Below are 12,900 nucleotides of genomic sequence, written 5' to 3'. Positions count from 1 at the left end.
TGCATCGTTCGATTGAGAACAAAACCGAGAAATGTTAATCTTAATTTAGTAAAACTTATGAAAAAGTTATTATCAGTTTTATTTCTGTTAAGCTTTACCTTGGCTTCTGTATATGCCCAAGATATACAGGTAAAAGGTACAGTGGTAAGCGGTTCGGATAATGAACCGTTGCCTGGAGTAAATGTGGTAGTTAAAGGTACTACCAATGGTGGAATTACTGATTTGGACGGTAATTTTACATTGTCGGTTCCTGCCGACGCAACACTTTCTGTTACTTATATTGGTTTTAAATCGCAAGAAGTAGCGGTAAAAGGCCAGAGGTCTTTAAAAATTATTCTTCAGGAAGACACTGAGACACTAGATGAAGTGGTTGTTGTGGGCTACGGCGTACAGAAGAAATCTGTTGTGACGGCTGCTATCAGCAAGGTTGGAGCTGATGAATTGAATTTGACGAAGCCCTCGCGTGTGGAAGATGCTTTAAAAGGTAAAGTTTCTGGTGTGCAGATCACACAATCATCCGGTCAGCCTAATTCTGATTCTAAGGTGCGTATTCGTGGTATTGGTACGGTTAATAATTCTGATCCGTTATATATTGTGGATGGCATGCCTGTCGGTGGTGGAATTAATTATTTGAATCCTACTGATATTGCATCCATTGAAATTTTGAAAGATGCTGCTTCTGCAGCTATCTATGGTGCCCGTGCCGCTAACGGTGTGGTTCTGGTGACCACAAAGTCTGGTAGTAAGGGAAAGACTACCGTGAGCTATGACTTCAGTTATGGCTGGCAGAATCCTTGGAAAAAGAAAGCCGTGTTGAACGCTCATGAATATATGACTATCATGAATGAAATGCAGATAAATGATGGTAATGCTCCTCGTTATTCAGCAGCGGATATTGCTAATAATATGGTAGATACAGATTGGCAGGATGAAGTTTTCAACTACGATGCTCCAGTTCAACAACACCAGCTGAGTATTAATGGTGGTAATGACAAAATGACGTATTTTCTTTCTTTGGGTTATTTCAATCAAGAAGGTATTGTTGGCGGTAATTATGGACGTTCCAATTATGAACGTTTGTCTGTTCGTAGTAACTCTACTTATAAAGTATTCGAGGTTGAAGATCGTAAATATCTGAATGCAGTTACGGTAGGTGTAAACCTTGGTTATACTCGTGACCATTCAACCAGTGTTGAAGCTAACTCTGAGTATGGTTCTATTTTAGGTAGTGCTATTGCATTTTCTCCATTAGTTCCGGTTTATGCTTCTGAGGAAGAAGGAGAGTCAATCCTTGCTAGCTATCCCAATGCTATTGTGAAAGATGGTAAAGTGCTTTCTTTGCCACCTTCAGGTTTCCAAGAATTGACCAATCCGGTTGCACAATTAAATAGACCGACATTGGGACGTAATAATTCAGATAAAATAGTGGGTACATTTTATGCTGAGCTGAATATTCTCCCCGGCTTAAAATTCCGTTCTAGTTATGGTGTGGATTTGGCTTTCTGGGGGTATGACGGTTATGGCTATCCCGATTATCTGGGTACAATGACCCATACAGACGCTAGCTGGGTTCAAAGTGAGATGAACCGTGGTATGCGTTGGCAAACAGAAAATTATTTCTCTTATAATCAGACTTTCGCTGAAAAGCATAATGTTTCTGTTGTATTGGGACAATCTGCTGCTCGCTATCGTTCACGTAATATTGGTGGTAAAGATTTTGATTTGTTTGATTTGAATCCTATTCATGCTAATATCGGATCTGCTACAGCTGCTGAAACAGAATCTATTTTATGGGGTGGAATAGGTGATGCAACTCATACTTCTATTGCCTCTTATTTCGGACGTATAGATTATAACTTTGCTGAACGTTATATGTTACAGGTGACAGTTCGTCGTGATGGTTCTTCACATTTCGGTGCCAACAATAAGTGGGGTGTATTTCCGTCCTTCTCATTAGGTTGGAATGTTTGGAATGAACCTTATTTGGCAAAAATGAAACCTGAGTGGTTTGATGTTTTGAAATTCCGTTTTTCATGGGGGCAGAATGGTAATGAGTCTATCGGTGATTTCCGTTATCGTGCCTTGATGAGTGGTGGCCAAAACTATTATTTTGGTGGAAGTTATAAACCTAATATGAATGATTTTACGAAACCTGGTGAAAATGGTGGTGCGATGATATATGGTACTTCTCCGGCTGCTGCTGCTAATCCTGATATCAAATGGGAAACTTCCACACAAACAGACTTTGGTATAGACATGCGTTTCCTCAATCAGCGTTTGAGTTTTGGATTTGACTATTACTATAAAAAGACAACGGATATGTTAGCAGAAATGCCGGTTCCTACTTATATTGGTCAAAGCAAACCTTGGGGTAATTTAGGTTCTATGGAGAACTGGGGTATTGAAATGGAACTAGGCTGGAAGGATAATATCAAAGATTTCTCTTATTGGGTTAATACTAACTGGTCTTATTCGAGAAACAAACTGTTGGATCTGGGTAATGCTTCTGGTGAACAGAATTACGAGAGTGCAGGTGCTTCTGGTGTAGGTGATTATGTACATGCCAAGAACGGAGAGGTATGGCCTTATTTTTACGGTCGTAAGACAGATGGTATTTTCCAGAATTGGGATGAAGTGAACAGTTATGTGAATAAAGATGGCGAGCTCTTGCAACCTAATGCACAACCAGGTGATGTTCGTTTCGTGGATGTTACTAGTGATGGTGTTATCAATGACCAAGACCGTACTAAAATTGGTAAAGGTATGCCTGATTGGACCTTCGGTTTCTCGCTTGGTGCAGAGTGGAAAGGCTTCGATTTGAGTCTTTCTTTCCAAGGGACTTTGGGTAATGATGTATTTGATTTTGCGCAACGTGGTGATGTTCCAGCTATGAACCGTCCTTCTTGGATTATGGACCGTTGGCATGGGGAGGGTACTTCGAATCGTATTCCTCGGATGACTTCTGCCAATCCTAATGGAAACTGGACTTCTTCTGACCTTTATATTCACGACGGTTCTTATCTCCGTTTGAAGAATGCTCAGATTGGTTATACGCTTCCTGCAACTCTTACTCGCAAAGCTTCTATTCAGCGCTTGCGTCTTTATGTGGGAGCTGAGAACTTGATTACCATTACTGGTTATGAAGGATTTGATCCTGAACTGGCATCTGGTGGTTATACCACGTTGGGTGTAGACAAGGGTATCTATCCACAATCTCGTACAATCACAGTAGGAGCTAACATCACATTCTAAACATTAAAATTAATCAGATTATGAACAAATTTAAATTCTATATAGTAGCGGCAGTTTTGGCATCAGGCATGACCTTGACCTCTTGCGGCGATAGTTTCTTAAATCCTGATCCGGCGTCAAAGGGTTCTGCTGGAGCAGCAGGTGACCCGATGAATATTAACTCTGGTCTAGCAGCAGCTTATCAAATCCTCTTGTTGGATTCATACGCAGGCGGTTCTTATGAATCATCTGTTTATATCGGTGACATTCAAAGCGATGATCTTTGGAAAGGTGGTGGTGATGCTCAAGATGGTATGTCAGGTATGAACTTGAATGTGTCGATGTTTACTACTACGGGTAATAGCACATTGCATGGTACTTGGAATATTTATACTTCTGGCATTACTCGAGTAAATAGTGCTTTGGGACTTTGTGAGACTGCTACGACAAACAACCCTGCAGAGTTGAAACTTATTTCACAGTACCGTGGTGAAGGATTTTTCCTGCGTGCCTATTATCTCTATATGTTGTGGAGAAGTTTTGGTTCTGTGCCTTTCCAGGAAACATTGTATGAACCTCCCTATGTTGGTCCGCAACTGAGTCCGGATGAGGTATATGCTCAAATTATCAAGGATGTGGACGCTTCTATCGCTAGCTTTAAAGAAGCTGGAGTGAAGTATTCTACAAATGGTGGAGCGAATAGCGGACGTGCTAGTCTTGCTGCTGCCTTGATGTTGAAAGCTCGTGTTGTCATGTATCAGAAAGATAATGCTAAATATGCGGAAGCAGCCAGTGGATTGGCTGAGATTATTGCCAGTGGTGAGTTTGAATTGACTTCTAAGTATGCTGATATTTGGGTAGATGAAGGCGAATTCAACAAAGAATCTATTTTTGAAGCCAATCACATTGGTGAAGGTAAGGACTGGGGAAATCAGTGGGCTACTGGTGGTACCAATCTTCCGGCTTACATTTCACCAAGTACTTTGAGTGATCCTACTAATACTTACGAAGACGGATGGGGATTTGGACCGGTGCGTGAAGAAACCTATGAAATGTTTGCTGCTGGTGATACTCGTCGCGAGGCCTCTATCCGTGATTATCGTGGTAAAGGTACTGGTGGTAATGTGGGTGACAAAGTGGAAATTGCGTCAGGTGGTTCTTATGTTATTCGTTTTCAGGATACGGGATTCTGGTTGGCAAAATATGCGGCTCGCAAGGGTTATCATAAACCGACGGGCACTATAGCTTTAAATTATTGTAATAATTTGCGTATTTTCCGTTATGCCGAGACTTTATTGGCATATGCTGAACTTGTAGGAGTGGAAGGTGTGGCTGAACAGAAAGGTATTTCTGCACAGCAATGCTTAGATATGGTTCGTGACCGCGCGTTTGGTGATACTAACCACCGTGTTGCAGTGAACAAACAGAATATTATCAATGAGAATCATTATGAATTTGTTGGTGAAGGACACCGTTATTATGATGTAGTTCGTTGGGGTATCACAGAGGTGTTGAACGTAGACAATGTACCGGGAATAAATAGTGCGCGTACTTGGAAATCTCACAATAAATACGTGGCTATTCCGCAAGGTGATATTGATGCTACTAAGGGAACTGAATTTGAATTGAAACAGAATGAAGGTTATTAATCATCTATCAATAAAGGAATCATTATGAAAAAGAATCTATTATATGGCTTTTTTGCATTGAGCATGGCTATTATGGGGATATCGTCTTGTGCCCCAATGGACAGTGATGACCATAGTTTGGGAGGCTCTGTCGTTTCTCAAGATGCTTTGTCGCTGACAGTTAGTGAAGGAGCAGATAATACTTATACTATTACTAACTCTTCACAAGACTTGGATGATATTCGTTATTTTATCAGTACTGATGGTAAGAAATTGGAAGAGTTTGCCGTTGGCGCTTCCATCACTTGCCAATTTAAGAAGAAAGGTAGTTATCCGGTTTATTTGTATGCATTTTCTGCTTGCGATCAAAAGGTACTTTCTCATAATATCGAAGTAACTGAAAATTGGGTAGATCCTAATGCTCCTACAGATGATCCGACTGAATGGCTTGGTTTTACGGCAGGAACAAATCTCTTTGAGGGTACGTCAGCAACGCTTCGTTTTTGGTTTGCAGATGGCAGTTGGACTCAGATAGCAGATCCGGACAATGAAGGAGATGTGGCAACGGGCATTACTTTTACAATGAATGGCTGTGGTTCAGAGAGATGGCAGGCGCAGATGCAGGTTGAAAATACGGGTATCGTACTGTCGGCAGGTAAGACTTACGACTTCTCTGTTGTGATTAATTCGAGTGTGGATGGCGTTGGTGCGACGGTCAAGCCACAGAAAGAAGGTGATGATGGTACGTTCTTTACCGAAAATATATTCCCGTTACATAAGGGAAATAATGTAATAGCTTTAACTGGCTGTGTCGGATTTGATGGAAACCTCAAAGTGGCTTTTGACTTTGCGGGTGCACCAGAAGGTACAGTATTTACTGTTAAGAACTTTTTTATAACAGAGCATAATGATGCAAATGTCATTCCGTTGGATTATAATTCAGCTGATAATATCTGGAAAGCCATAGACGATACTCAAGCTTTTGAAATGTCTTTCTGGTGGGCAGATGCAGGTTGGGCTCAGATTGGTGATCCTGGATTCGAGGCTAATGGTCGTATATATACTATTACGTCTAACTCTGCTACTGCTGCAGAGTGGCAGGCACAGAATGTGTTTAATACAACATCACTTGGTTTTTCAGCTGATGATGTGTTTGATTTCTCTTGTGTGGTAATGGCAACTGCAGATAGCCGTGTGACAGTGAAACTTTGTCAAATAGATGACGATGATAATCAGGCCTTTTATAAGAATGATGTTCAATTGAAGGCTGGAAAATTGCAGGTTATTAAGTTTGCAGATTGTAAGTTTGCTAAAGGTGCTGCGTCTCCTGTAAAATTGATTTATGATTTTGGTGGTTGTGAAGCTGGTGTTGATTTCGTAATTGCTAATATCACTATAATTAAGAAGTAATTAACTGTATACGAAAGCTACTTCTTTCTGGCATGAACTTACCGGAGAGGAGTGGCTTTTGTCTAAAATACATATAATGAAAAATATGTCTCTATTTTCTCTTTTATGTATGGCTGGCTTGTTACTGGCCTGTGGTGGTGGAGATGAAGGTTCAATACCTTCTGGAACACCGGATATACCCGAAACTCCGAATGAAGTGAAGCTGTCTGTATTACCGTCAGTCTTGGATGCTATGGCTTTAGAAGACACTTATGAGATAAAGGTAACAACGACAAGCGAGGGATGGACTGCTCATTCTACAGATGGATGGATAAGCCTTACTCTGGAAAATGGGGAAAGCAAGGAAGGAGTGATTAAAGTAACCGTAAAGGAGAACAAGGATGCCGAGCGTTATGGAAGGATAACTGTGACTTCCGGCACCCAAAGTGAATATGTGCAGGTAAAGCAGAAAGGTGGAATCAGATTTTCTGTACAAGAGGTACTTTGTACTTCAGGAGCAGGTAATGCTGAGGTGACGGTGTATGAAAGTGATGATTGGACTGTCCAATCTGATGCGGATTGGGTGACTGTGAGTCGCGATAAAGCACGCGTGATTGTTGCTTATACCGCCAATACTAGTTTGACAAGCCGTACGGCTACAATAGCGGTGACAGGAGAGGGACAAAAACGAATGTTTTTTGTCATTCAAGAGGGTGCTGGAATTACTGCCATACCAGAACGTGAAGGATATGAATTAGTTTGGCATGATGAGTTTACTGAAGGTACAGAGCTCAATGCCACTCATTGGAGACATGAAGTGCAGAATGCAGGTTGGGTAAACAATGAACTCCAAAATTATGTGGATGGAGCAGTCAATGGCAAGCGGGTGACAGAATTGTCAGATGGGAAGTTGCGTATTCATTGTTTTAAAGGAGATAATGGAAAGATATATTCCGGTCGTGTCTATGCCCATGAATCGGAGGGCTGGCAGTATGGATACATTGAAGCTCGCATGATGTTGCCTAAGGGTAAGGGGACTTGGCCGGCATTTTGGATGATGCCTTGTAATGTAGATTGGAATAAGGAGGGATGGCCAAAATGTGGCGAAATAGATATTATGGAAGAAGTAGGTGTGGTACCTAATGAAGTGTCTTCCAGTCTTCATGCTGAAGGACATAATCATACTAACGGCACACAAGTGACTCATGCTATGACGATTGAGAAAGCTGAAGGAGAATTCCATACTTACGCCATAGAATGGACTGCACAAAATATTACCACTTATGTGGATGGTAAAGTTCAACTCACTTATGATAATGATAATAAAGGGGTGGTCAATTGGCCATATGATAAACCATATTATATTATTTTTAACCTTGCCTGGGGAGGCAGCTGGGGTGGTATGCAGGGAGTTGATGAGTCTGCACTACCTGTTACATGTGTTATAGATTATATACGTGTGTTTCAGAAAAAGTAGTCATTAAAATTTAGGAGAATGGAAAAAATATTTAATAAGGTTTGTTGTTTGTTCTCTCTTTTCTTTTTTGCTTGCTCTCCTTCTGTGGAGAACGGCATTAAGATAATAGGAATGGGTGATAGCTATGCGCTCTATATTGACGGAAGAGAAACCTATATTAAAGGCGTAGGCGGCACATATCGGTTGGACATTGCCGCCCAGAGTGGTGCCAATGCCTTCAGAACCTGGGGAGGTAATGTGGAGGAGATAAAGAAAAACCTGGCATTGGCTTCGGAGCACAACATGTACGTAATGCAGGGAATAGGCATGACCAAAGACTCTATACGCTATTACGATGATGAATATAAGAACAAGATGCGCGAAGAAGTCCGCTTGTTGGCAGAAACGTTCAAGAATGATACGAGTTTGCTGGCTTGGGGTATTGGCAATGAAATTGAGTTGGGAAATGCCAATATAGCTGCCGCATGGAATTTTGTGGAAGAACTGGCACAGCTGATTAAGTCGATAGACAAGCGTCATCTGGTTTCGACAGTGATTTCCTACAATCCGTCGGCATTGGACTCTGTGGCAAAGTATGCTCCGTCTCTCGATTATGTGGGCATCAATGTATATGGTCCGATGGGAGAGGTGCAGGCTGTTGTTGACCGGTCGGACTACAAGGGTGCATTTATGATTACCGAGTGGGGACCGACCGGTTGGTGGGAAACAGCGTCAACCGAGTGGAAGGCACCCATAGAGCAGACCAGTGAAGAAAAACGGCAGGTATACGAAGAGCGTTATACGCAATATATTTCTGCCAATACCCGTTGCTTGGGCTCTTTTGTATTCTTGTGGGGACAAAAAGAAGAACGTACGCCTACTTGGTTCAGTATGTTTGTAGAGGATAAGGTGGATTCACTGCCATTGAAAGGAGAGAAAACTCCTATGGTGGAGGCCATGCAAAGAGTGTGGACCGGCAAGGAATTGGATGAAACGGCTCCGATAGTTCGGGGCATGACTATCAATGGTAAAAGTGCCATTGATAATGTCCGTATCAAAGCAGGTACTTTATTTAAAGCGGAGGTTTCCGTCACAGATAAGGAGAACGATTCTTTGACTTATGTGTGGGAAGTACTGAAAGAGGCTACAGTCTTGGGTTTTGGAGGTTCTTATGAACCACGTCCGGAAAGAATGGGTGACGTGGCTGTGTCAGATAAAAATGTGTATGAGACTGCAATTAAAGTTCCCGGAGAATATCGTTTGTACGTATATGTACTTGATAATACGGGTTTTGTCTCTACAGCAAATGTTCCATTTCAAGTAATAGATTAAAGATGAAAACAATGAAAATGCTCTCTGCTTGTTTATTGCTGCTTCCTTTTATATCTTGTACTCAAGTGCAGGATACAAAAAATGACGCAGTCATCGAGCAGAAAATAGAAGCGCTGTTGTCCCGTATGACATTGGAAGAAAAGATTGGGCAGATGAACCAGATTTCTTCTTATGGTAACATAGAGGATATGAGCGGATTGATAAAGAAAGGTGAAGTCGGGTCTATCTTGAATGAAGTGGATCCGGTGCGTGTCAATGCCTTGCAGCGTGTGGCAATGGAGGAGTCCCGCTTGGGCATCCCCTTGCTGATGGCGCGTGATGTGATTCACGGTTTCAAGACCATATTCCCTATTCCCTTGGGACAAGCGGCATCTTTCAACCCGCAGGTGGCTAAGGATGGTGCACGGGTAGCGGCTGTGGAGGCTTCTGCCGTGGGTATCCGCTGGACATTTGCACCGATGATAGATGTGGCTCGCGATCCCCGTTGGGGGCGTATGGCCGAAGGATGTGGCGAAGATACTTATTTGACTTCAGTGATGGGTGTTGCTATGGTCGAAGGTTTCCAGGGAGATTCGCTGAACAGTCCGACTTCCATAGCCGCATGTCCTAAACATTTTGTTGGTTATGGTGCTGCCGAGGGCGGGCGTGATTATAATTCCACTTTCATTCCGGAGCGTCGTTTGAGGGATGTATACCTTCCTCCTTTTGAAGCTGTAGCCAAGGCAGGAGCAGCTACTTTCATGACTTCGTTCAATGACAATGACGGAGCACCGTCTACCGGAAACACTTTTATTTTGAAAGATGTGCTTCGTGGTGAATGGGGATTTGATGGAATAGTAGTGTCAGACTGGGCTTCGGTAGCCGAAATGATGGCACATGGCTTTGCTGCCGATTCTAAAGAGGCAGCAATGAAGGCGGTGAATGCCGGTGTGGATATGGAGATGGTCAGCTATACGTTTGTCAAGGAATTGCCGGAATTGATAAAAGAAGGTAAGGTCAAGAAGTCTGCTATAGACGATGCCGTGCGGAATATTCTGCGTATCAAATTCCGGTTGGGATTGTTTGATAATCCTTATGTGGATGAGAAACGGATAGAGGAACTTTATGCTCCTTCTCATCTGGAGGCTGCCAAGCAAGCTGCTGTGGAATCGGCCATCTTGTTGAAGAACGAAAAGGAGACATTGCCTTTGCAATCTTCGGTAAAGACGGTTGCTGTGGTAGGTCCGATGGCAAATGCACCTTATGACCAATTGGGTACCTGGATATTTGATGGTGACAAGACAAAAACCGTGACACCGTTGAAGGCTATCAAGGAACTGGTGGGGGACAAAGTGCAGGTGATATACGAGCCGGGTCTGACTTATAGCCGTGACAAGAATATGGCAGGTGTTGCCAAAGCCGCTGCTGCCGCTGCACGTGCTGATGTTATTTTGGCGTTTGTAGGCGAAGAGGCTATTCTTTCAGGAGAGGCGCATTGCCTGGCCGACCTGAACCTGCAAGGTGCGCAAAGCGAACTGATTGCCGCTTTGGCGAAAACAGGAAAACCGGTGGTTACTGTCGTAATGGCAGGGCGTCCGTTGACCATAGGAAAGGAAGTCGAACTCTCGTCAGCTGTACTTTATTCGTTCCATCCCGGAACCATGGGAGGACCGGCATTGGCCGACTTGCTGTGGGGTAAGGCTGTGCCAAGTGGCAAGACTCCGGTGACTTTCCCGAAGATGGTAGGACAGATACCGGTTTATTATGCTCATAACAGTTCCGGACGTCCGGCTACGCGGAATGAGGTTTTGCTGAATGACATTCCGTTGGAAGCGGGGCAGACTTCGTTGGGATGTACTTCTTTCTATATGGATGCAGGTTTCGATCCGCTGTATCCGTTTGGCTACGGTCTGTCGTATACGACGTTCAAATATGATAATGTGAAACTCTCGTCTGCCAATCTGAAGAAGGAAGATGTGCTGACTGTGACTTTCGACCTTGAGAATACCGGAAAGTATGAAGGTACCGAGGTAGCCCAGCTTTACGTGCAGGACAAGTTTGCTTCGGTGACCCGTCCGGTGAAAGAGCTGAAACGCTTTGCTCGCGTCACATTGAAGCCGGGTGAGAAGAAAAATGTATCGTTTGAACTTCCGATAAGTGAACTTGCTTTCTGGAATATAGATATGGTGAAGACGGTGGAAGTCGGAGACTTTGCTCTTTGGGTGGCACCGGATAGCCAAAGTGGAGAAGAAGTTTTCTTTAAGGTAGTAGATTGATTGTTGATTTAAGGTTAAAAAGAGAAGGGGCGGACTGTGACGGTTCGCCCCTTCTTACATTTAATAAATGCTTTTTTCTTTATAAGCTCTGTCTTCCGGTAAAGAAAGACACCGGCAAATCACTCATCACCTATCACTTTCTTATATCCATACACCGCATTGCTTCCCAGCTCTTCTTCGATACGAAGAAGTTGGTTGTATTTTGCCATACGGTCTGAACGGCTCAGTGAACCGGTCTTGATTTGTCCACTGTTGGTAGCTACGGCTATGTCTGCGATAGTCGAATCTTCCGTTTCACCGGAACGATGGGAAGTTACGGTAGTATATCCGTGGCGGTGTGCCATTTCGATGGCGTTCAGTGTTTCGGTCAACGAACCTATCTGGTTTACTTTAATCAATATGGAGTTGGCGCAACCTTTTTCGATACCCATTGCAAGGAAGTCCACATTGGTGACGAACAAATCGTCTCCTACCAACTGGCAACGGTTACCGATACGGTCGGTCAGTTTTTTCCAGCCGTCCCAGTCGTTTTCGCTCATGCCGTCTTCGATAGAGTCGATGGGATACTTGTTGATTAACTCTTCCAGATAGTCAATCTGTTCGTCGGCTGTACGCTTCTTTCCTTTTTCGCCTTCGAATTTAGTATAATCGTAGATGCCGTCATGGTAGAACTCGGAAGAAGCGCAGTCCATGGCAATCATTACATCTTTGCCCGGTTCGTATCCGGCAGCCTTGATGGCGGCAATGATGGAGTTCAAGGCATCTTCTGTACCCTCCAGATTAGGAGCAAAACCTCCTTCATCGCCTACTGCTGTGCTGAGGCCACGGTCTTTCAGGACTTTCTTCAGTGCATGGAACACTTCGGCACCCATACGCAGACCTTCGCGGAAGGAAGTGGCACCTACGGGGCGTATCATGAATTCCTGGAAAGCAATGGGAGCGTCACTGTGCGAACCGCCGTTGATGATGTTCATCATCGGTACGGGCATCACATAGGTATTTGTACCACCGATATATCGGTAGAGTGGGATGTCGAGGTAAGCGGCGGCAGCCTTGGCCACGGCAAGAGATACGCCGAGGATGGCATTGGCACCCAGATTGGCTTTCGTTTTGGTTCCGTCCAGTGCAAGCATGGCATGGTCGATACCCATCTGGTCGAGGGCGGACATACCGATGAGCTTGGGAGCAATGATATTATTGATATTGTTCACGGCTTTCAGGACACCTTTGCCTCCGTAACGTTTTTTGTCACCGTCACGCAGTTCCAATGCTTCGTGTTCTCCCGTGGATGCTCCTGACGGGACAGATGCACGGCCTATGAAGCCGGATTCCAAGGTTACGTCTACTTCTACAGTTGGGTTACCTCTTGAATCGAGGATTTCACGTCCGATAATCTTCTCTATTTTCATATTCAGTCAATTTTAATTATAAACTATCTTACTAACAATTGAAAATAGGGAATTGTTTTTCGTTTTTAATCCTTTATTGTAATGCTGAGAAGTGCAGTCAGGTCCATGGTTTGGGAAGTATTGGCGATGGTTCCCCGTATGTCAAGTAGATTAAGGCGTATACCTCTTATGTGAGAGTCGCTTAGGTCGATACCTCTTAG

General features: G+C 43.6%; 7 protein-coding genes. 6 read left to right on the top strand and 1 reads right to left on the bottom strand.

From position 1 onward, the window contains the following. The first annotated feature begins 57 nt into the window (after positions 1 to 57). The 6 genes from DWY57_RS15760 to bglX all read left to right on the top strand — a co-directional run bounded on the left by DWY57_RS15760 (position 58) and on the right by bglX (position 11,291). Positions 58 to 3,252 carry a TonB-dependent receptor gene (locus tag DWY57_RS15760; RefSeq protein WP_119962046.1) on the top strand — a complete coding sequence of 1,065 codons (3,195 nt, stop codon included), beginning with the start codon at positions 58 to 60 and terminating at the stop codon, positions 3,250 to 3,252. Positions 3,253 to 3,272: 20 nt separating this feature from the next. Further along, the gene (locus DWY57_RS15755; RefSeq protein WP_119962045.1) at positions 3,273 to 4,880 is read left to right on the top strand and encodes a RagB/SusD family nutrient uptake outer membrane protein; all 1,608 of its coding nucleotides are present in this window, start codon (positions 3,273 to 3,275) and stop codon (positions 4,878 to 4,880) included. A gap of 24 nt (positions 4,881 to 4,904) precedes the next feature. After that, positions 4,905 to 6,269 carry a hypothetical protein gene (locus DWY57_RS15750; RefSeq protein WP_022402047.1) on the top strand — a complete coding sequence of 455 codons (1,365 nt, stop codon included), beginning with the start codon at positions 4,905 to 4,907 and terminating at the stop codon, positions 6,267 to 6,269. A gap of 76 nt (positions 6,270 to 6,345) precedes the next feature. Continuing rightward, a complete protein-coding gene (locus DWY57_RS15745) occupies positions 6,346 to 7,725 on the top strand; it encodes a family 16 glycosylhydrolase (RefSeq protein ID WP_119962044.1) in 1,380 nt (459 codons plus the stop codon). An 18-nt stretch (positions 7,726 to 7,743) separates the two neighbouring features. Then, on the top strand, positions 7,744 to 9,036 hold the full coding sequence (locus DWY57_RS15740; RefSeq protein WP_119962043.1) for a glycoside hydrolase family 2 TIM barrel-domain containing protein: 1,293 nt from the start codon (positions 7,744 to 7,746) through the stop codon (positions 9,034 to 9,036). A gap of 2 nt (positions 9,037 to 9,038) precedes the next feature. After that, positions 9,039 to 11,291 carry a beta-glucosidase BglX gene (gene bglX / locus DWY57_RS15735; protein ID WP_119962042.1) on the top strand — a complete coding sequence of 751 codons (2,253 nt, stop codon included), beginning with the start codon at positions 9,039 to 9,041 and terminating at the stop codon, positions 11,289 to 11,291. Between the two features lie 119 nt (positions 11,292 to 11,410). On the opposite strand, the gene eno is transcribed toward bglX, so the two are convergent. After that, positions 11,411 to 12,700, bottom strand: coding sequence for a phosphopyruvate hydratase (gene eno / locus DWY57_RS15730; RefSeq protein WP_117600731.1), 1,290 nt, complete (start codon positions 12,698 to 12,700; stop codon positions 11,411 to 11,413). Positions 12,701 to 12,900: the final 200 nt, after the last annotated feature.

This window comes from Bacteroides sp. AF25-5LB (assembly GCF_003602965.1).
GTDB classification, from domain to species: domain Bacteria; phylum Bacteroidota; class Bacteroidia; order Bacteroidales; family Bacteroidaceae; genus Bacteroides; species Bacteroides uniformis.
The sequence above is the reverse complement of the archived record's forward strand: the minus strand, read 5'-3'. Positions and strand labels throughout refer to the sequence as shown.

Bases quoted from the DNA above. Each gene is read 5' to 3' on its own strand.
- DWY57_RS15760 (WP_119962046.1), top strand. From the start codon at position 58: ATGAAAAAGTTATTATCAGTTTTATTTCTGTTAAGCTTTACCTTGGCT.
- DWY57_RS15755 (WP_119962045.1), top strand. From the start codon at position 3,273: ATGAACAAATTTAAATTCTATATAGTAGCGGCAGTTTTGGCATCAGGC.
- DWY57_RS15750 (WP_022402047.1), top strand. From the start codon at position 4,905: ATGAAAAAGAATCTATTATATGGCTTTTTTGCATTGAGCATGGCTATT.
- DWY57_RS15745 (WP_119962044.1), top strand. From the start codon at position 6,346: ATGAAAAATATGTCTCTATTTTCTCTTTTATGTATGGCTGGCTTGTTA.
- DWY57_RS15740 (WP_119962043.1), top strand. From the start codon at position 7,744: ATGGAAAAAATATTTAATAAGGTTTGTTGTTTGTTCTCTCTTTTCTTT.
- bglX (WP_119962042.1), top strand. From the start codon at position 9,039: ATGAAAACAATGAAAATGCTCTCTGCTTGTTTATTGCTGCTTCCTTTT.
- eno (WP_117600731.1), bottom strand. From the start codon at position 12,700: ATGAAAATAGAGAAGATTATCGGACGTGAAATCCTCGATTCAAGAGGT.